Annotated in this window: 17 protein-coding genes; 9 read left to right on the top strand and 8 right to left on the bottom strand. The window is 69.4% G+C overall.

Annotated features, from left to right (window positions below):
* Positions 1–462: 462 nt before the first annotated feature.
* Both ACFO60_RS06040 and ACFO60_RS06035 read right to left on the bottom strand, forming a co-directional pair.
* Entirely contained in the window at positions 463–720 is a 258-nt protein-coding gene (locus ACFO60_RS06040) for a DUF397 domain-containing protein (protein ID WP_380838017.1), read from the bottom strand.
* A complete protein-coding gene (locus tag ACFO60_RS06035; protein WP_380838015.1) occupies positions 711–1,493 on the bottom strand; it encodes a helix-turn-helix domain-containing protein in 783 nt (260 codons plus the stop codon). Before ACFO60_RS06035 ends, ACFO60_RS06040 begins: the two co-directional genes overlap by 10 nt.
* Positions 1,494–1,626: 133 nt before the next feature.
* Here ACFO60_RS06035 and ACFO60_RS06030 point away from each other — a divergent pair, with 133 nt between their 5' ends.
* Complete coding sequence (locus tag ACFO60_RS06030; protein WP_380838013.1) at positions 1,627–2,094, top strand: ATP-binding protein; 468 nt, start codon at positions 1,627–1,629, stop codon at positions 2,092–2,094.
* A gap of 483 nt (positions 2,095–2,577) precedes the next feature.
* Positions 2,578–3,066: a CAP family protein gene (locus ACFO60_RS06025; protein ID WP_380838011.1), complete on the top strand. Its 489-nt coding sequence runs from the start codon at positions 2,578–2,580 to the stop codon at positions 3,064–3,066.
* Between the two features lie 149 nt (positions 3,067–3,215).
* Here ACFO60_RS06025 and ACFO60_RS06020 read toward each other — a convergent pair whose 3' ends face one another.
* Entirely contained in the window at positions 3,216–3,848 is a 633-nt protein-coding gene (locus ACFO60_RS06020) for a TetR/AcrR family transcriptional regulator (RefSeq protein ID WP_380838009.1), read from the bottom strand.
* Positions 3,849–3,931: 83 nt separating this feature from the next.
* Here ACFO60_RS06020 and ACFO60_RS06015 point away from each other — a divergent pair, with 83 nt between their 5' ends.
* Positions 3,932–4,858: an alpha/beta fold hydrolase gene (locus ACFO60_RS06015; RefSeq protein ID WP_380838007.1), complete on the top strand. Its 927-nt coding sequence runs from the start codon at positions 3,932–3,934 to the stop codon at positions 4,856–4,858.
* A gap of 21 nt (positions 4,859–4,879) precedes the next feature.
* Here ACFO60_RS06015 and ACFO60_RS06010 read toward each other — a convergent pair whose 3' ends face one another.
* Together ACFO60_RS06010 and ACFO60_RS06005 are read right to left on the bottom strand one after the other, a co-directional pair.
* Positions 4,880–5,854, bottom strand: a complete 975-nt coding sequence (locus ACFO60_RS06010; protein ID WP_380838005.1) for an SDR family NAD(P)-dependent oxidoreductase — start codon at positions 5,852–5,854, stop codon at positions 4,880–4,882.
* 84 nt (positions 5,855–5,938) lie between these two features.
* On the bottom strand, positions 5,939–6,874 hold the full coding sequence (locus ACFO60_RS06005) for a DUF4142 domain-containing protein (protein WP_380838101.1): 936 nt from the start codon (positions 6,872–6,874) through the stop codon (positions 5,939–5,941).
* 653 nt (positions 6,875–7,527) lie between these two features.
* Between ACFO60_RS06005 and ACFO60_RS06000 the strand changes: the two genes are divergently transcribed.
* Positions 7,528–7,902, top strand: coding sequence for a hypothetical protein (locus ACFO60_RS06000; RefSeq protein WP_380838003.1), 375 nt, complete (start codon positions 7,528–7,530; stop codon positions 7,900–7,902).
* Between the two features lie 44 nt (positions 7,903–7,946).
* On the opposite strand, the gene ACFO60_RS05995 is transcribed toward ACFO60_RS06000, so the two are convergent.
* Together ACFO60_RS05995 and ACFO60_RS05990 are read right to left on the bottom strand one after the other, a co-directional pair.
* Positions 7,947–8,870 (bottom strand): class F sortase, encoded by a 924-nt coding sequence (locus ACFO60_RS05995; protein ID WP_380838001.1) that lies wholly within the window; start codon positions 8,868–8,870, stop codon positions 7,947–7,949.
* Entirely contained in the window at positions 8,867–10,072 is a 1,206-nt protein-coding gene (locus ACFO60_RS05990) for a hypothetical protein (protein WP_380837999.1), read from the bottom strand. The genes ACFO60_RS05995 and ACFO60_RS05990 overlap by 4 nt, the downstream gene beginning before the upstream one ends.
* Positions 10,073–10,453: 381 nt before the next feature.
* On the opposite strand from ACFO60_RS05990, the gene ACFO60_RS05985 reads away from it, so the two are divergent.
* The 3 genes from ACFO60_RS05985 to ACFO60_RS05975 all read left to right on the top strand — a co-directional run bounded on the left by ACFO60_RS05985 (position 10,454) and on the right by ACFO60_RS05975 (position 15,135).
* Entirely contained in the window at positions 10,454–11,599 is a 1,146-nt protein-coding gene (locus ACFO60_RS05985) for an acyl-CoA dehydrogenase family protein (protein WP_380837997.1), read from the top strand.
* Positions 11,600–11,741: 142 nt separating this feature from the next.
* The gene (locus ACFO60_RS05980; protein WP_380837995.1) at positions 11,742–14,348 is read left to right on the top strand and encodes a sensor histidine kinase; all 2,607 of its coding nucleotides are present in this window, start codon (positions 11,742–11,744) and stop codon (positions 14,346–14,348) included.
* 118 nt (positions 14,349–14,466) lie between these two features.
* Positions 14,467–15,135 (top strand): response regulator, encoded by a 669-nt coding sequence (locus tag ACFO60_RS05975; RefSeq protein ID WP_380837993.1) that lies wholly within the window; start codon positions 14,467–14,469, stop codon positions 15,133–15,135.
* A gap of 33 nt (positions 15,136–15,168) precedes the next feature.
* Here ACFO60_RS05975 and ACFO60_RS05970 read toward each other — a convergent pair whose 3' ends face one another.
* Entirely contained in the window at positions 15,169–15,399 is a 231-nt protein-coding gene (locus ACFO60_RS05970; RefSeq protein ID WP_380837990.1) for a hypothetical protein, read from the bottom strand.
* A gap of 110 nt (positions 15,400–15,509) precedes the next feature.
* Between ACFO60_RS05970 and ACFO60_RS05965 the strand changes: the two genes are divergently transcribed.
* Both ACFO60_RS05965 and ACFO60_RS05960 read left to right on the top strand, forming a co-directional pair.
* Entirely contained in the window at positions 15,510–16,169 is a 660-nt protein-coding gene (locus tag ACFO60_RS05965) for a TMEM175 family protein (protein WP_380837987.1), read from the top strand.
* 516 nt (positions 16,170–16,685) lie between these two features.
* Positions 16,686–17,996, top strand: a complete 1,311-nt coding sequence (locus ACFO60_RS05960; protein ID WP_380837984.1) for a mannosyltransferase family protein — start codon at positions 16,686–16,688, stop codon at positions 17,994–17,996.
* Positions 17,997–18,164: the final 168 nt, after the last annotated feature.

Raw genomic sequence — 18,164 nt, 5'->3', positions numbered from 1 at the left:
GTGCAGCTATAGATCACAGGATTAGCCGCAGTAGCCGCCATCTGTGGAATGCCGACTAGCAGGACACCCATGCTGGCTGTTCCGGCTATGGCTGCCTTGGTGGCGATGCGGCGGCGTGCTTGCGACTTCAGCACGTACTTCTCCATTCCAGCGGCGGCGACCGGTCTACCAGGGCGTATCAGGATTCCAGTCTGGGATCACAGTTCGGTACTGATCCTACGGAGGGTTCGTACCGACGTGTTGCGGTTTGACTGGTCTTCTCGCACCGTTCACCCGTCGCCCCAGGTCAGGAGCCTCATTGCCAGTTAACTTTCAGCTGTCAGACCCGCGATCAAGCCAATCATTTCATCACTCTCCGCACATGACGGTGTTGCTTTTGTGACCAAAGAGACTGATGCGCCGGAGGCTAGAAAGGATCTTGGCCGCCCGAGCACAGCGCCCGAGCGACCAAGAAGCCGCCGACTACGGCTGATCGAACCGTCCGGCCTTGATCCCGCCCAGGAAGGCACCCCACTCGCCAGGGGCGAAGAACAGCTTGGGCCCGTCTGGACGCTTGGAGTCGCGCACCGCGATCAGGCGCTGGAGCTGCCCCACTTCAACGCAGTTCCCTCCGTTACTCCCCGTGTAGCTGGACTTCTGCCAGTGAGCCACCTCGACGCAGTTGCCGCCGTTGTTGCCCGTGTAGCTGGACTTCTGCCATTTGACGTCATCTAGGCCCATCGTTCCTCCGCTGCTCTCTTGATGAGATCTATCGACATCTGCAGCGGCAGCGCTTCGATCCGAATGGCCTCGAACTTCACGACGGCAGCCGCGACGTCTTCCTGATCGGCGGTCACCACTCCACGCACAGCGGTGTCCAAATAAACTACCTCGTCTCCGCCCGGCAATGTAGCGAGCACGAAACCTGCCAGCAGTCCCGAATTCATACCACCAAGCGGCACGACCTGGACACTGATACGGGATGTAACCATTGAGGCTAGGTACTGAAGTTGGTCGTGCATGAGCTTGGTCGAACCAATCAGCCGGTGTAGCACCGCCTCGTCGATGATGCACCGATAGAGGGGCGGAGCCGGATCCTCACGTCTCAGAATCTCCTGACGCTCAATGCGAGCCTGCACGGCGGCCTCGTCTCCGCAGAGCACTTCAAAGGCGTACTCGGGAGTCTGAAGAAGGCCAGGGATCAGGATCGGCTCGTAAGCGCGGAGAGCCGTCGCGGCCTGCTCCTTGTCCCTCCACCTTCCGAACCAGGCGGGGAAGACCTGCCCTCGCCTCCAGTCGAGGAGGCGGTGGAGGGCGCCGTCGGTGTTGAGGGTTGTGTCGCAGGACTGGGCGAACTCGGGGCTGGCGGGGAGCTGGCCGGTCTCGATGCCGCTGATGAGCGACTCGCTGAAATGGATCTTCTGAGAGAGCTGGGCCTGGGTGAACCCGGCCGCCTGACGGTAGTGCCGTAGTTCTCTGCCCCAGATGGCCTGAGGTGTGTACCGATCCACCATCGTGCCCCCAATCACGGAGATTCAAGGAACGGAAGCCGACCTTCAAACCGGCGGTCTGGTAACCGTTCGCCTACCGAGCGTAGTCACCATTCGGCACCCTTGGCATACGAATTCCGCAGCGAGGAGAAAGATCATGTCAGGGGCGGTCGAGGCTTCCAGGACGTCATGTGAATACGCCTACGGGCCGGGTGCTCCCATCGCCCTGCTGGGGCAGAAATGGATCCCGCGCGACCTCAAATGCGTCGCGTCCGCACGACGGTTCGTCCGGGACGTCGCCCTCGACTGGTGCGCGACGGAAGAGACTTCGGAAATCGCGGAACTGCTGGCGTCCGAGGTCGTCACGAACGCGCTCACGCACGGCGCGGTGAATCTCGCCGCCACGACCACCGTGCGAATCGCCGTCGGCCGGGACGGCGACCTGATGACCGTGGACGTGTACGACTCGTGCGTCGAGATTCCGGAACTGAGAAGCGCCGACTCCATGGAGACGTCCGGCCGGGGGCTCGCGATCGTGGAGAGCCTGTCGCACAAATGGGGCTGGAACCTGCACCCGTACGGCAAGTCCGTCTGGTTCCAGCTCGCCGCCTGGCCGGTCACGTGACGCCGCGTCCTTCCACCATGGGCGGCGCCGGGCGCAGGAGGCCGAAGGCGCGATCCAGTAGCGCGGCCCGGTCGTCGGCGCGACACCGGAAACGACGACGCTGGCCCTGATGGCGATGAGCCACACGTTCGCCGAACGTCTGACCGGCACCGGCGTGACCCTCAACGTGGCCTACCCCGGCCACGCGTACACATCGATCTGCCGCAGCGCACCCCGTGGCCCGCCGCGATCCTCGACCAACGCAACCGCGACGCCATTTGGGCGCTGTGCGAGAAGCTCGCTGGCGAGCGTCACCTTTGAAGCATCTTGATGTGGTGGCTTAGTGTCCGATGTCGGACACGCACTGTATCTAGCGGATTCGTGCAGACGGCGGAAGATGAGCAGAGCGGCCACGGAAAGGCCGCCCACCGCCGATATGAGGCCGCGACGTATAGCGATCGTGATCCGGCCCGGCGTCCCCCAGCGCTGTTCGAAGGATGTCGCATGACAGGAACCCGTCCCGCCCTGCCCAACGCCACCACCCCGGAGTTCCAGGCCGAAGCACTCGCCGAAGCCAACGCCTACCGCGCCAAGCACCACGCGCCGCCCATGGTCCTGGACCCGGAGCTCAACGCCTACGCGTTGGAGCGGGCCTCCTCCCGCTCCGAGCAGGAGGGACTCAGGGCCGGTCACACCGGCCTGCGCGCGCAGACGGGCGAGAACATCTTCTGGGGCGGCGACGCCGAGGCCCTGCCCGGATCGGTCGCGGTCAAGAAGTGGTACGACGAGATCGCCGCCTACGACTTCGCCGCCGCCCAGTTCTCGTCCGGCGCCGGCCACTTCACGCAGCTGGTCTGGAAGGCCAGCACCAAGGTCGGCATCGCGCGCGTCGCGGGCCAGCCAGGTGAGTACTTCGAGACGTACATCGTGTTCGTCTTCGAGGAGCGAGGAAACATGCAGGGCGCGTTCGCGGACAACGTGCTGCCCGCCTGACCGGCTGATCAGTTCATTTTTCTCCTATCCGGCACGCCCGCGGAACCTCTGTTCGCGCCGGCCCGCGCATCGAGCCGCGCGGGTACCTCCGCCGGCGGCCGGCGGCGTCGTCCTGGTGCTCGTCGACGGGGCGGCGCCTCGGCCGGCCGCTATGTCCGGGGGCCGGTGAGGCCGTGGCGCAGCAGGCCGGTGAGGGTGTCGATCGCCTCGTCGTCCCCCAGTGAGCGGCCGATGGGCTCGCCGCCGGTGAGCCAGACCGCGCAGAACCCTTCGAGCAGGGCGTTGAACGCCGATGCCAGGACGGCGGGGTCGCCGGGCAGGTCGAAGCCGGCGGCCTGGAGCCGCTGGAGGTGTTCGCGCATGGTCCGCAGTTGGGCGTGCCGGATCTGGGCGACGCGCTCGGCGAACTCCGGGTCGACCAGTGCGGCTTGGCCGAGCGCCTGGATCTCGGGCAGGTGCGCCTTGTAGGTGTGCCAGTACGCGGCCACCCGGGCGCGCAGGGCGGGCTCGCTCGACAGGTCGTCGCCCGCCTCGTGGACGGAGAGATCTTCGCCGGCTTGGGCGAGCCAGTCGGACAGCAGCGCCTGGAGCACTTCCTGCTTGCCCGCGAAGTGCTTGTAGAAGGAGCCCGCGGAGCGTCCCGCCTCGGTCGTGATGTCGGTGATCTTGGCGTTGAGATAGCCGTCGCGGGCGAACACCCGGCGAGCGGCCTCCTTGAGGGAGGTCTCGGTCTGCGCGGCCTTCTCCTTGCGGCTCGCGGGCGTCGGCGCGGATGCGGACACATGGCCCCCTTGACGAACGGGCGAACTTGAGTGAATCTGAATTCAGTGAATCACAGTTCACTGAGATCGCGTTCACAGACAGTATGGCCTACCTGGAGGGCGGAACCATGGGCATGGCGCGCAACGGCGACATCGAACTCGCCTACGAGACCTTCGGCGCGACGGACGGGGAGCCGCTGCTGCTGATCAGCGGTACCGGGGTGCAGATGCTGATCTTCCCTGACGACCTCTGCGACGCGCTGGTCGACCTCGGCTTCACGGTCGCCAGGTTCGACAACCGCGACACCGGCCTGTCCACCCACCTGACCGGCGTGCCGGCGCCCGGCTGGCTCAAGACCATGATCCGCCCCTCTTCGGCGCCGTACCGGCTGGAGGACATGGCCGAGGACGCCCTCGCGGTGCTGGACGCCCTCGGATGGCGGTCCGCGCACCTGGTCGGCACCTCGCTGGGCGGGATGATCGCCCAGACCCTCGCCATCCGGCACCCTGCCCGCGTGCGCACCCTCACCTCGATCATGTCGACCCCCGGGGCCCGGATCGGCACCATGCCCAAGATCGCCACCTTAAGAGCGATCATGAAGCTCGCCCACATGCCGGTCACCAGCCCTGACCAGGCGGCACAGGAGGCGGTCGAGATGAAAAAGCTCATCGGCTCCCCGCGCTACCCCTTCGACGAGAAGGAGGCGGCCGACATCGGCCGCCGCTCCTACGAGCGCCATCCCGGCAGCCCCGACGGCGACGCGCGCCAGCGCGCCGCGGTCACCGCCTCCGGCGACCGGCGCAAGGCACTGGCGGCGCTGCGCGTCCCCACCCTCGTGCTGCACGGCGAGGACGACCCGGTCATCCGGCTCAAGGCCGGCCAGGCGACCGCGGCGGCCATCCCCGGCGCGCGCCTGGTGACCTACCCCGGCATGGGCCATGACCTGCCCAGGCAACTCTGGCCGTCCATGCTCGGGCACATTCGGGCCCTCGCCATGGCGCACGACGCCGACCACGTGATCGATAACTGATCATTCTGGAGAGGGGCGACGTCACGGCCGCACCCGGCCGGCGGCAACCTGGCCGACCCCCTCCAGGCCGGTGAGGTGGGCCGAGAGCGCCCAGAGACGGGCCGCCTCGTCACCGTCCGCCGGTCCGCCTTCGACGATGCGGCAGCCGGCGCAGTAGGCGCCGCCGTGCGCGTCGAGCTCGGGTGACGTGGCGGCCCAGACCATGGTCGCGGCGCCTTGCCCGGGTGTGCTGAACAGGCCCGGCGCCGGAGTACCGCCGGCGTCGATCCAGCCGGCGGCGACCATCTCGTCGACCGTGAGATGCCGTTGCAGGGAGGTGAGGATCCATCCCGGGTTCACCGAGAAGGCCCGGACGCCGTGTGGTCCGCCCAGCCGATCGAGGTGGCGGGCGAACAAGATGTTCGCGAGCTTGGACTGGGCGTACGCGGCCCACTTGTCGTAGCCGTGCGCGAAGTGCACGTCCTCCCAGCGGATGCGCCAGTCCGGGTGGTATCCGGAGGAGACCGCGACGACGCGGGCCGTACCGCTCCGGGCCGCACCGGTTCCTGCTTCGAGGGCGGGCCACAGCAGGTTCGCCAGCGCGTAATGGCCCAGGTGGTTGGTGGCGAACTGCGCCTCCCAGCCAGGTCCCACCCGGGTCTCCGGACAGGCCATGATCCCGGCGTTGGCGATCAGGATGTCCAGGGTGTCGTGGCCGCGTCGGAACCGTTCCGCGAACGTCCGGACGGAGGCGAGATCGGCGAGATCGAGCTGGTCGATCACGACGTTCTCCACGCCGGTGAGTGCCTGCCGTGCCTGATCGGGCCGACGGGCCGGGACCACGACCTTGGCCCCGGCGCCCGCAAGCGCGCGGGCGGCCACGAGCCCCAGACCGGAGTACCCGCCCGTGACCACCGCCGTCCTGCCGGTCAGGTCGATCCCGGAGAGAACGTCGTCAGCGGTGTCGGCCGCGCCTGATGCGCCGAGTTCCGCGTCGGTGAACGCGTGTCTGGTCATGCCGCGGACGTTAGGTGCTAGACCGAGGTCTAGGTCAACGAGCCATGTTCGGCATCGTTCGGACGGCTGCTTTCTGCGCGGGCGTCATTGGCCGTCGCTGGAATGGTGGCTCCCGCCGTCGAGCAGCGAGGTCGCGGGCGGCGCGCTCGGCACGGGCTCTCCCGAAGGAACCGTCGAAGGAACCGCGCTCACCGTCGGGGCGGGAGGCAGGGCGTGGTCTCCGGCCAGGCCCGTGCCCTCCAGCAGCCCCATGTGGGTGTTCACGAACTTCGCCGCGCTCTCGGCGAAGCCGCGGATCAGCGTGTTGCGGGTGGAGGCCCGGACCGCGCCGATGGCCGGAAAGATCTTCCCGTGGGCCAACCGCAGACGCATGACGGCCACCTGGTCGTAGGCGAGTCCCTTCTTGGCGGAGATCTCGGCCATCCACCCCTTCTGGTCGTCGTTGGGCTCGTCGGGCAGCGGCACGCGCAGCTCCGCCGCCACCTCCCGGACCTCGGCGTCCAGAAGTTCGTGCTGCCGGGCGATCTCTCCCAGGTTCTTCCTGGTGACGGCCCGGAAGGCACGTCGCGCGGCCTGCCTTCCCGTCGGGATCTCCCAGAGGCCGGCCAGACGTACCTTGACCACCAGATCACGGTCCGCCGCACTCAGCGGACCCCACGGAGTCGACACCGTCCCCGGCGCCGCTTCGTCCTGCGCTGCTTCGCCCTGCGCCGCCCCTTCTGTCGGCGCGGCCCCTTCTGTCGGTGCGGCCCCGTCCGCCGGCGCGGCCCCGTCCGCTGGGGCCGCGCCATCCGCTGGGGCCGCTCCGTCCTCGGGGTCCTGCGCAGAAGAGTCGGAAGCCTCCGGGGCGGCCTTGGAAGCCCGAATCGACGCGACGATCCCGTCCACCAGCTCCTCTGCCGGCAAGGCGCTCGGCACGGGCCCCGTGGCGGCCGCGTTCGGCTCGTCAGAGGCTCCGGAGCAGGCCGTGGTCGTCTGTAGCACGATGAGGCTGAGAACCACGGTGGCGACCGAGGCCATACGTCCGCGTCGCATCTGTACCCGATCCCTTCTCCCCTGGGGAATCGCGAACCCATCGTCGCTGCACGATGGCCGTTCATTCAGAGCTACGGGCAGTTCACGTGACCGGTTCGATGCGATTGGAACGAGTTTCTACTCAGCCGCGAACGAGTGGTCGCCTGTGACGCCGCCCCGCGGATCCCCCATCACAACCGCCGGCCTGGTCTCGGCTTCGGCACTTCGCGGCTTCGGCGCTTCGGCGCTTCGCCTGCGAGAGCGGCGCCCTGCCGACCGCCGGTCGATCCCTTGCCGATCGGCGACCGGCGGGTCCACAGCGCCCGGGACGACGACACCTCCCGTCACCGGCGAAACCATGAGAACGGGACCGCGGCCGACGCGAATCGGCAATAGGACGTCGCGAACAGTCAACGACTTCTTCCCCACGTTTTCTGATAATCGAGGAGCACGCCGGGGACCAAGGCGTCCGCACCCGCCGGCCGGTGGTAGTACCCAACAGCGCAGATCGCATCCGATCAACGCGATAAGTCAGGGCGAACACGAGAAGAAATGCGCTCTGCGTCGATTCGCTTCCCGCCATCTTTCTCGTTGGGCCATCATGGCGGACCCGCAACAGAAGGGCGCTCATTCGGCGTCCCAACTCTCAGGGAGAAAACGTGAAGTTCAAGGAGATCGTTCGACGTTCCTCGCTCGTGGCGGTAGCCGTGCCGACCCTCATGGCATCGGCGATGCTCTTCACCACAACGCCCGCTTCGGCAGCCGCCGACACGCTGAGCACCACCGGCGCCTGGGGACGCTACGTCTGGCAGCGGGCAGGGTGGGCCCTCGTCGCACGCGACCCGCTGACCGACGGACACTGCGCCCAGTGGCAGACGCGGGCTTCCGGAGGCAGCTGGCAGTGGGCCGGCATCAGGGTGTGCACCGCCACAGAGACATACGCCCAAGAGCAGGTCGGAGTGGGCGAGAACACGCAGGTCCGCATCTGCCGTACCGGAGTCGGCAACTGTTCGACGGCCGTGACGCTCAACTAGCCGTCGGCCTCGGTACGCGGCCGCTCGGATTCATGACCGGAGCCCTATCGGGAGCCTGAGCCGGAGAGGGTGGCGTAGACGATGATGTTGTCGGTGTAACTGCGCGTTCGGGAGTTGAAGACGCCGCCGCAGGTGATCAGGCGCAGGCTGGGACGGTCGACGTGCCCGTAGACGCGCTTGGTCGGGAACCGGTTCTTGCTCGCCTGCTCGGCCCCGTCGACCGTGAACCGGGCGGCCGAACCGTCCGCGCGGACCACCGTGATCGCGTCGCCGCGCCTCAGCTCGCGCAGACGGCTGAACACCGCCGGTCCGCTGCGGGTGTTCACGTGGCCGAGGATCACCGCCGGCCCCATCTCGCCGGGGGCCGGTCCGAGCCGGTACCAGCCGGCCAGCTTCGGGCGGCTGAGCGGCGGAACCTCGATCTCGCCGTTCTTCGCCACCCCGACGGACGTCAGCGCCGCGTCCACGCCGATGCCGGGGATGCGGACACGGGTCGGCACGGACTTGCGGAGCGGCTTCACGGACACGGCCACCGGCGCCGGAGGCGAGGCGGCCGGCGCGGCCTCCACCAGCGGCGCGTTGACGCCCCCGGGACCGACCGTCGCCGTGCCCACCCCCGACGCACCCGCCCCCGATGCCCCTGCCTCCGCCGTACTCGCCGCCGCTCCGGCCTCGGCCGCCGTCGCGGCGCCGCCCGCGTTCGCGGGGTCCGTGCCGGGAGCGGAAGTGCCCCCGGCGGAGTCGGCGGGCGCCATCTGGGCGATCATCGGTGTCGGTTCGGCGCCGGTCCCGGAGGTCGTGTCCTGCGTGGGCGAGAGGTACGCGAGCAGTCCGGCCATCACGGCCGCGACGCCCGCCAGCGAACCGGCGGTCACCAGGACGGGCAGCAGCGCGCCCTTCCAGCGTCCACGTCCACCCCGAGCCTTCTCGTCCTCGAACGCCGGCTCAGGCGGAGACGCCCCGCTCAACCCGCGCGTCCCCGGCCGAGGCTTCTCCGGCGCCTCAGCGCGAACCCGCCTGCGACGGCTCCCAACGTCAGCACGCCGTACCCGATGAGCGCGCCACCGGCATCGACGTCGTTCTGCGGAGCCTCACCGGTGTGCGCTCCGCCCTTGGGCGTCACTCGCACCTGGGGAGTCGTCCTGGCCTTCGGGGTCTTGGACGCCTTGGGGGTCGGGCTGGCCGTCTCGGTAGGCGCCCCGTGCCCATAACCACCCCCCGAAAGCACGATCACCCCCCGAGCCGAATCATCCCCATCCGTGACCTGCCCGCCCCCGTTGCCCCCGTTGCCCCCGTTGCCACCGTTCGACCCGCCGGAGGCCGCTGGTAGCACCTGAACGACGGTCGGCAAGGCTGTTCCCTGGTACTCACACGTGGTCCTGAAGTACTTCGGAGGAGCCGGCAAGGCACGAGTGATCAGATTCAGGCGGTCCATGACCATGTAGCGTTGCCCACCCTCATCGGCGGACTTCCTGAATGTGACCCGGTGAGCGCCATATTCCAGATCGAGCTTCGACCACAAGAGCTCCTGCGCCAGAGGTTGCGTCCGCGGAACACCTGCCTCATGAGCGTTCACCTTGATCGGGGCGCCACCCGACGCAGGGTCAACATGGATCTCAAGGTTGCCCGTGTCCTCAGATCGCTCGGATCGGAACTCGATTCCCGTGCCCACGAAATCGACCGTTGCCGTGTCGCCGACCGCGGTTGTGGCGTGCACGTCTTCGTCGAGATCTCCCCATCCCGCACGAACGTCCTTACCGGAGTACACCCAGCCGGTGCCGGCATACGTGGTCGGCCCCTGAATGGCATTGGTCGGCTGTTTCAGGTTCGTCGTGTCGTTGACGACGACGTTCTCCGCAGGCGGGGTGAAGTCGAACACCAGATCGCCGGGCGTGATCGACAGCTTGCCCTCTTTGGAGGTGGCGACCGAGCCGGAAAGTCCGGCCGGCAGTTCCAGTCTGGCCCCCGGCGCCAGTTCCCCCACGTCCTTGCTGCCCGTCGAGTCCAGGTCTCCCTGCCAGAGACCCGTCACGTTGACCTTCCCGGTAACCGTCAGCCGACCGCCTGCGGGGAACTTGGCAGACGAGAAAAGCGGCGATTCGGTCAGGACCTTCCATTCCAGGGGGATGCGCTCCCCAACCCGCACAGAGGTGGGAATCGAAACCTGCACCTCGATTTTCTGCGGCCGAGGGTTGGCAAGCAGGGCCCCCTCGCTACAGAAGTATTGGAACCGGTAATCGGTGGTGTCCGCGGAACTCGGCGCGGACGGCAGTAGGACCGTGGTGGCACAGGTCCCGAGGGCCGCCGCCGCCAGTGATCTGCCGAGCTTGGGACCCCACCCGTTCACGATCGCCTCCCGATCACGCTACGGCTTATGGCAGCCGGAGGTAGATCGTATGACTCTGGATGCTTATAGCGGGCTTATGCCGGAGCGAGACTGCTGAACGTGGCTGATTTGTGACGTTAAGAGACCTCGCCCACAGGCCGGGGCCCCAGGATGCGGCGGCGACCAGAATCGTATTCTGGTGCGGTAACCCCAAGGAGGAAGCGAATGCAGCGAGACCTCTTCGAGGAGGAGCACCTGCTCTTCCGCGAGACCGTGCGCGAGTTCATGACGCGCGAGGTCGTCCCCCACCACGAGCAGTGGGAGAAGGACGGCATCGTCCCGCGCGAGGTGTGGAAGAAGGCCGGCGAGCTCGGCATGTTCGGCTTCTCGGTCCCCGAGGAGTACGGCGGCTCTGGGATCACCGACTTCCGCTTCAACGCGGTCATCGTCGAAGAGATCATGAGGTTCGGTGCGACCGGCATCGGGTTCGGCCTGCACAACGACATCATGGCGCCGTACCTGGTGAACCTCACCAACGACGAGCAGAAGCAGCGCTGGCTCCCCGGCTTCGCCTCCGGCGAGCTGATCACCGCCATCGGCATGACCGAGCCCGGCGCCGGCAGCGACCTGCAGGGCATCAAGACGACGGCCGTCCGCGACGGCGACCACTACGTCGTCAACGGCCAGAAGACGTTCATCACGAACGGCGTCAACTCCGACCTGGTCGTCGTCGTCACCAAGACCGACCCGGCGGCGGGGGCGCGCGGCACCACGTTGATGGTGGTCGAGCGCGGCATGGAGGGCTTCTCCCGGGGACGCAACCTGGAGAAGATCGGCATGCACGCCCAGGACACCGCCGAGCTCTTCTTCGAGAACGTCCGCGTCCCGGTGGCCAACCGTCTGGGCGACGAGGAGGGTCAGGGCTTCATCCAGCTGATGATGAACCTCCCGCAGGAGCGCCTGTCGATCGCGGTGGCGGCCGTGGCGGCGGCGGAGTCGGTGCTGGAGACCACCATCGAGTACTGCAAGAACCGTCAGGCGTTCGGCCGCAACATCGGCAAGTTCCAGAACACCCGTTTCGTCATCGCCGAGCTGTCGACCGAGGTGGAGATCGCCCGGCACTACGTGGACAAGTGCATCCGCGCGCTGAACGCCGAGCAGCTCACGGTCGTGGACGCCGCCAAGGCCAAATGGTGGACGACCGAGCTGCAGCACAAGGTCATCGACCGTTGCCTCCAGCTTCACGGCGGGTATGGGTACATGCTGGAGTATCCGGTGGCCAAGGCATGGCTGGACAGCCGCGTGCAGACCATCTACGGCGGCACGACCGAGATCATGAAGGAGATCATCGGCCGCTCCTTCGGCTTCTGAGCCGAGCGGCCGGCGCGGTCTTCGCGGCCCCGACGATCGCGGTGCTCGCGGACGGCAGGTGCGTGGACGGCGGGTGCTCACGGACCGCAGGTGTGGGGACGGCGGGCGGGGGCTCGCGGACGGCGGGTGACGAAAGGTGGGCGTGAGCACGGCACGGGAGGGGGACACGGCGCACGAGCCCCGCAGGGCACGCGGGCGGCTGCGCGTGTACCTCGGCGCCGCTCCCGGTGTCGGCAAGACCTACGCGATGCTCTGCCAGGGCCGGCGGGCCATGGCGCGCGACCGTGACGTGGTGGTCGGCCTGGTGGAGACGCACGGCCGCGCCCGTACGGCCGAGCTGATCGACGGGCTGGAAGTGCTCCCCCGCAGGACCCTCACCTACCGGGGCGCCACCTTCACCGAGCTGGACGCCGACGCCGTCATGGCCCGCAAGCCGAAGATCGTCCTGATCGACGAGCTGGCGCACACCAACGTGCCGGGCTCGAAGAACGCCAAGCGCTGGCAGGACGTCGAGGAGATCCTGGACGCCGGCATCGACGTCATCTCGACGGTCAACATCCAGCACCTGGAGTCCCTCAACGACGTCGTGGAGCAGATCGCGGGCGTTCCGCAGCGCGAGACCATCCCCGACGAGGTGGTGCGGCGGGCCGACCAGGTCGAACTGGTCGACATGTCGCCGGAGGCGCTGCGGCGCCGGCTGGCCCACGGCAACGTCTACCCGGCCGAGAAGATCGACGCGGCGCTGTCCAACTACTTCCGCGAGGGCAACCTGACCGCGCTGCGCGAGCTGGCCCTGCTGTGGGTCGCGGGCAAGGTCGACGAGCAGCTCGAACGCTACCGGGCCGACCACGGCATCGCCGGCACCTGGGAGACCCGCGAGCGGGTCGTCGTCGCGCTGACCGGCGGCGCCGAAGGCGACACCCTCGTGCGGCGGGCCGCGCGCATCGCGGCCCGCGCCCAGGGCGCCGATCTGCTCGCCGTCCACGTCACCCGCTCCGACGGCCTCACCGGCGCCGACCCGGCCCACCTGGTCCGCCAGCGCTCGCTGGTGGAGAGCATGGGCGGCACCTACCACCAGGTCGTCGGAGACGACGTCCCTCGTGCCCTGCTGGACTTCGCGCGGGGCGTCAACGCCACCCAGCTCGTGCTCGGCGCCTCCCGGCGCGGGCGGTTCGCCCAGCTCTTCTCTCCGGGCGTCGGGGTCACCACGACCGCGCGGTCGGGGTCCATCGACGTTCACATGATCACCCACGAGGAGGTCAGCAAGGGACGGCAGGGGGTGCCGCGCTCCGGCGCCGCGCTCACCCGCAGCCGGCGGCGGGCCGGGTGGGCGCTGGCGGTGGCGGGCCTCCCGGCGCTGACCGCCGCCCTCGTCCCGCTGCGCGGCGGCCTCGCCCTGTCCAGCGAGATCCTCCTGTTCCTGCTGATGGTCGTCGGCGTCGCCCTGGCCGGCGGCCGGTGGCCGGCGCTGACCGCGGCGGTCGGCGGGTTCGCGCTGCTCAACTGGTACTTCACCCCGCCGCTGCACACGCTGGGCGTCGCCAGGCCGGAGAACCTCCTCGCGCTGATCGTCTTCGTGCTGGTCGCCGCCACGGTCAGCACGGTCGTCGACCTCGCGGCGCGGCGCACCCGGGAGGCCGCCCGCGCCGGGGCCGAGGCGGAGGTGCTGTCCACCCTGGCCGGGCACGTGCTGCGCGGGGACGCCGCTCTGCCGTCGCTGCTGGGCCGGCTGCGCGAGACCTTCGCCCTGACGTCGGTGACGCTGCTGGAGCGGACCGGGCCGCCCGGCCCCGACCGGCTCTCCGCCCCGCAGTCGTGGCGGATCGTCGCCGTGTCCGGCGGGCCGCCCTGCACGAGCCCGGACGACTCCGACACCGACGTGCTGATCGACGACCGGCTGATGCTCGCGGCCCGCGGGCACCTGCTGGACGCCTCCGACCGCCGGCTGCTGGAGGCGTTCGCCGCCGAGGCGGCCGTCGCCCTGCGCCAGGAGCGTCTGCTCCGTGAGGCCGAAGCCGCGAAGCCGCTGGCCGAGGCCGACAAGATGCGCACCGCCCTGCTCGCCGCGGTCAGCCACGACCTGCGCACGCCGCTGGCCTCCGCGAAGGCGGCCGTGGACAGCCTGCGCAACACCGCCATCGACTGGTCCGCGCGCGACCGGGCCGAGTTGCTGGCCACCGCCGGCGAGTCGCTGGGCACGCTGGACCGGCTGGTGGTGAACCTGCTCGACATGAGCCGGCTGCAGGCCGGCGCGCTCGGGCTCACCCTGCAGCCCGTGGCGCTGGAGGACGTCATGCCGCGCGCCATCGACGACGTGAGGCCGTACGGCGGGCGCGTCGAGGACGAGACTCCGGTCGACCTGCCCGAGATCATGGCCGATCCGGCTCTGCTGGAGCGCATCCTGGCCAACCTGCTGTCGAACGCGGTCCGCTACAGCCCGTCCGGCGAGAAGGTCCTGGTCACCGCGAGCCGGTACGGTGACCGGGTGGAGATCCGGGTGATCGACCGCGGTCCGGGCATTCCGCGCCAGGCCCACGAGCGGGTCTTCCTGCCGTTCCAGCGCCTGGGCGACCGCGACGGCCACTCCGGCGTCGGGCTGGGCCTCGCTCTCGCCCGGGGGCTCGCAGAAGCCATGAGCGGCAGCCTGATCCCCGAGGAGACACCCGGTGGAGGACTCACCATGATCATCTCGCTGCCCGTCTCGCGGGCCGGTGACGCCCCGCCCGACGGCGCGGAGCGCTCGCCATGACCGCCTCCGCGCCCATCCGCCCCGCCCCCGTCCCCTCCGTGCCCGTCCGCCCCGCGCCTGTCCCCTCCGCGCCCGTCCGCCCCGCGCCGGGAGCCGTCGCCCGTGCCGGGGAGGACGGGTGACCCGCGTCCTCATCGTCGACGACGAGCCGCAGCTGCTGCGCGCCATGCGCATCAACCTGGTCGCCCGGCACTACGAGGTCGCCGTGGCGGCCGACGGCGGGACCGCGCTGCGCGAGGCCGCCCATTTCCATCCCGACCTGGTCCTGCTCGATCTCGGGCTGCCCGACATCGACGGCGTCGAGGTCATCCAGGGCCTGCGCGGCTGGACCCGCGTGCCGATCGTCGTGCTGTCCGGCAGATCAGGCAACCAGGACAAGATCGACGCGCTGGACGCGGGCGCCGACGACTACGTCACCAAGCCGTTCGACATCGAAGAGCTGTTCGCCCGCATCCGGGCCGTCACCCGCCGCTCGGCCCTGCACGAGGCCGAGGCCGCGCAGATCAGCGTCGGCGACCACACCGTCGACCTGACCACCAAGACCGTCTCCGGCGGCGTGCGGCTCACGCCAACCGAGTGGCACATGCTGGAGCTGCTGCTGCGCAACCCCGGCAGGCTGGTCAGCCAGCGACAGATGCTCAACCAGGTCTGGGGCGCCGCGTACGCCAAGGAGACCCACTACCTGCGCCAGTACATGGCCCAGCTGCGCAAGAAGCTCGAACGCGACCCCGCCCGCCCGGTCCACCTCATCACCGAGCCCGGCATGGGCTACCGCTTCAACCCCTGAGCGGGAGCGGCGGCCAGAGGCGGAGGGCGCGGATCAGCCCTGGGTCTGGGTGTAGAGCGCGAGGATCACGATGACGAAAGTGATCATCACCCCGGCGTAGGCCACCGGGCCGAGCCTCAGCATCTTACGGAAGCGGTTCAGCCCCCAGGCGAAAAGGAACGCCAGGAAGACCAGCAGGATCAGCCCGCCGTTGTTCATCGCCACCCCCTCGGGATCGGCCCGCCCGCGTCGGACCTCGCCCGGCGGCGTCGCCCCGTCGCGCACCACCGCCGTGGGAAGGGCCCGGACGCCACTCTAGCCGCGAAGACCCCGCCCCCGGCGGCACTCTTGCCTCCCACTCCCGCGAGTGTCGCGTCCATGGCACACTGCAACCCGTGTCGGATCTGAACGGGACGGAAATCCAGCGGAGCCCCCACTTCGCCGACGAAGAGGACCGGCGGCACGTCCGCGATCGAGTGATCTTCTTCTCCGACGCGGTGATCGCCATCGCGATGACGCTCCTGGCGCTGGAGCTGCCCGTGCCGCACGGGCGGACGGCCGCCGAGGCCTGGCATTCGTTCCTGGAGCTGCTCCCCGAGGAGTACCTCAACTTCGTGATCAGCTTCGGGGTCATCGCCGCGTTCTGGACGGCCCACCACCAGTACTTCCGCCACATCCACGCGGTGGACGCCGCGCTGCGGCGCTACAACCTCGGCTGGCTGTTCCTCATCGTGGTGGTGCCGTTCGCCACCCGCGTGAACAGCCAGGACGGGCACTTCCCGCTGGGACCGGTGCTGTACGCCATCGTCATCAGCGGGATCGCGCTGATGATGGTGTTCATGGCACTCCACGCGGTGCGCGCGCACCTGCTGCGCCCGCAGGCGCCCCCGCACGCGATGCGGAGGCTGCTGGTGGGCGCGGGCGCGGCGGCCGCGGTGTTCCTGCTGTCGATCCCGGTGAGCTTCGCCAGCCCGTCCTGGGGGAAGTACTTCTGGCTGCTCACGATCGTCGCCTCCCGCGCCGCCACCTATCTCTCCCGGCGCCGCGCCGCCTGAGCGCGACCGCCTGAGCACCCGGCCGAGCCGGCGCGTGCCCAGCCGTGCCGGACGGCATGGACGGCATGGACGGCATGGACGCGCCATAGGCGTTCAGTGAATCTCCACAAGACCTGCGGGGCGCGCTTTTTCCAATGCATAGCGCGGCGAAGAATGGCTTCTCGGCGGCGAATTCCCCTGCGTGCCGGCAATGGCGAACATAGAGCCGCCGACCCTGCCAGTGAATTTCCACCCTGCCGGAGCATGCCGCCCTGTAATCCGCCGCCACATCGGAGGGATCAGGCATAGTCCCTGGCAGGCCCCTCTTGATGGAAAGTGTATTTTCACTGGATCCGCCGCTCCCTGCGGCATGTGGCATTGATCACATGGCGGACGTGAATTTGTACGCGGAGCGCCGACTATCGTCATCACTAATGTCCGCCGCGGCAAAAGCTGTCACCAGCGACCTGCCGGGAAAGAAAGTCGCCGACGGACAGGCATGAGCAGATGAACGACAAGCGAATCGCGGGGAGACGCTTGGCAGGGAACGCGTACGCCGAGGCCCGGGCTGTGCCCGGCGGACCACATCTGGACGGTGTGCGGGCCGGTGGCGTCGGCGTTCACCCGGCGCAGGGTGGACAGACCGGCACCGAGGAACGAGGCGCGGTCCGCCGAGTCGCCGGACGCGCTCGACGGGGCTTCGGCCGCCGACCTGATGACGGCGGCGGAGAAGACGTCGTCGAGGGCGCCCGTGACCGGGTTCCCGCCGGCTCCCCTGCTTCGACGATCACTCGCTCCCCCCTGCGGGACGCGCTGCTGCTCTGGTGCGGTTCACGCGCGGGGATCCTGGTGTCCACGCTGCTCGGGGTGGCGCTCGCCGACTATGTGGACAAGTGGCGCGAGTGGGATGTCGTATTGCTCGCCACGATCGCCGAGCACGGCTACGACGGCGATCCCGGCAAGCCCCACGACCCCGGACTGCCCGCCTTCTTCCCCGGGCTGCCGCTCCTGCTGCGCCTGGTCCACCTCGTCGTCCCCGACTGGACGGCGGCCGGGCTGCTGATCTCCCTGGTCGCCGGGGCGGTGGCCATGATGGCGCTGGCCCGGCTGGCCGAAGCGGAGGGCGCCCATGGATGGATGGCGGTACTGGCGCTGCTGCTCTTCCCGACGGCGGTGTTCCTGGCGGCGGGCTACACCGAGTCGCTCTTCCTCGCCTTCGCGATCCCGGCCTGGCTCGCCGCCAAGCGGGGCCGCTGGCCACAGGCCGCCATGCTGGCCGCCGGAGCCTCCTGCGTGCGCATCACGGGGGCGTTCCTCGCGCTCGCGCTCATCGTGGAGTTCTTCGCGCGCGGGGAGTCACCGCGGCGGGCGGGGTGGCTGGCGCTGCCGGTGGCTCCGCTGGTGGCGTACTCGGCCTACCAGTACGGCAGGTCGGGCGACTGGCTTGCCTGGAAGCACGCGCAGGAGGCCGGCTGGGGGCGCGACTTCGCCTGGCCGTGGGAGGCGTGGGAGACGTCCTGGCGCGAGGCCATGGGCGCCGGCGACTTCTCGGTGGCGTTCAGGATGGAGATCGCCGGGGCGGTGGTGACCGTCTGCGTGCTGGTCTGGCTGCTCGTGCTGCGCAGGTGGAGCGAGGCCGTCTACACGGGGGCGCAGGCCGCGGCCCTGCTGACGTCGGCGTACTACCTGTCGGTCCCGCGCTCGCTGCTGCTCTGCTTCCCGCTGTGGGTGCTGGTGGCCAAGGTCGCCACCAGGAGGGCATGGGTGATGGCGCTCTACGCTCTGATCCTCGGCCCGCTCATGCTGCTCCACACCGCCCTCTTCCTCAGCGGAGCCTGGGCGGGGTGACCTCCCCACGCGGACCGCGTGCGGTCACCGTGCGCGTGTCGCGTCCGGTCGCGGTGATTATGTCGCGTCCGGTCGCGGTGAGCGTGTCGGGCGCGGTCGCCGTGCGCGCGAGGGCGCGGAGGACCGCGCACCAGATCGCACCATAAGCGCGAAACGACGATAACCGCC

This window comes from Sphaerisporangium dianthi (assembly GCF_042654065.1).
GTDB classification, from domain to species: Bacteria; Actinomycetota; Actinomycetes; order Streptosporangiales; family Streptosporangiaceae; genus Sphaerisporangium; species Sphaerisporangium dianthi.
Note: the sequence above shows the minus strand (reverse complement) of the source record. Positions and strands in the feature narration are given on the sequence as shown.

What these genes read in the sequence shown, in the direction of transcription:
- ACFO60_RS06040 (WP_380838017.1), bottom strand. Translation starts at nt 720, where the DNA reads ATGGGCCTAGATGACGTCAAATGGCAGAAGTCCAGCTACACGGGCAAC.
- ACFO60_RS06035 (WP_380838015.1), bottom strand. Translation starts at nt 1,493, where the DNA reads ATGGTGGATCGGTACACACCTCAGGCCATCTGGGGCAGAGAACTACGG.
- ACFO60_RS06030 (WP_380838013.1), top strand. Translation starts at nt 1,627, where the DNA reads ATGTCAGGGGCGGTCGAGGCTTCCAGGACGTCATGTGAATACGCCTAC.
- ACFO60_RS06025 (WP_380838011.1), top strand. Translation starts at nt 2,578, where the DNA reads ATGACAGGAACCCGTCCCGCCCTGCCCAACGCCACCACCCCGGAGTTC.
- ACFO60_RS06015 (WP_380838007.1), top strand. Translation starts at nt 3,932, where the DNA reads ATGGCCTACCTGGAGGGCGGAACCATGGGCATGGCGCGCAACGGCGAC.
- ACFO60_RS06010 (WP_380838005.1), bottom strand. Translation starts at nt 5,854, where the DNA reads ATGACCAGACACGCGTTCACCGACGCGGAACTCGGCGCATCAGGCGCG.
- ACFO60_RS06005 (WP_380838101.1), bottom strand. Translation starts at nt 6,874, where the DNA reads ATGGCCTCGGTCGCCACCGTGGTTCTCAGCCTCATCGTGCTACAGACG.
- ACFO60_RS05985 (WP_380837997.1), top strand. Translation starts at nt 10,454, where the DNA reads ATGCAGCGAGACCTCTTCGAGGAGGAGCACCTGCTCTTCCGCGAGACC.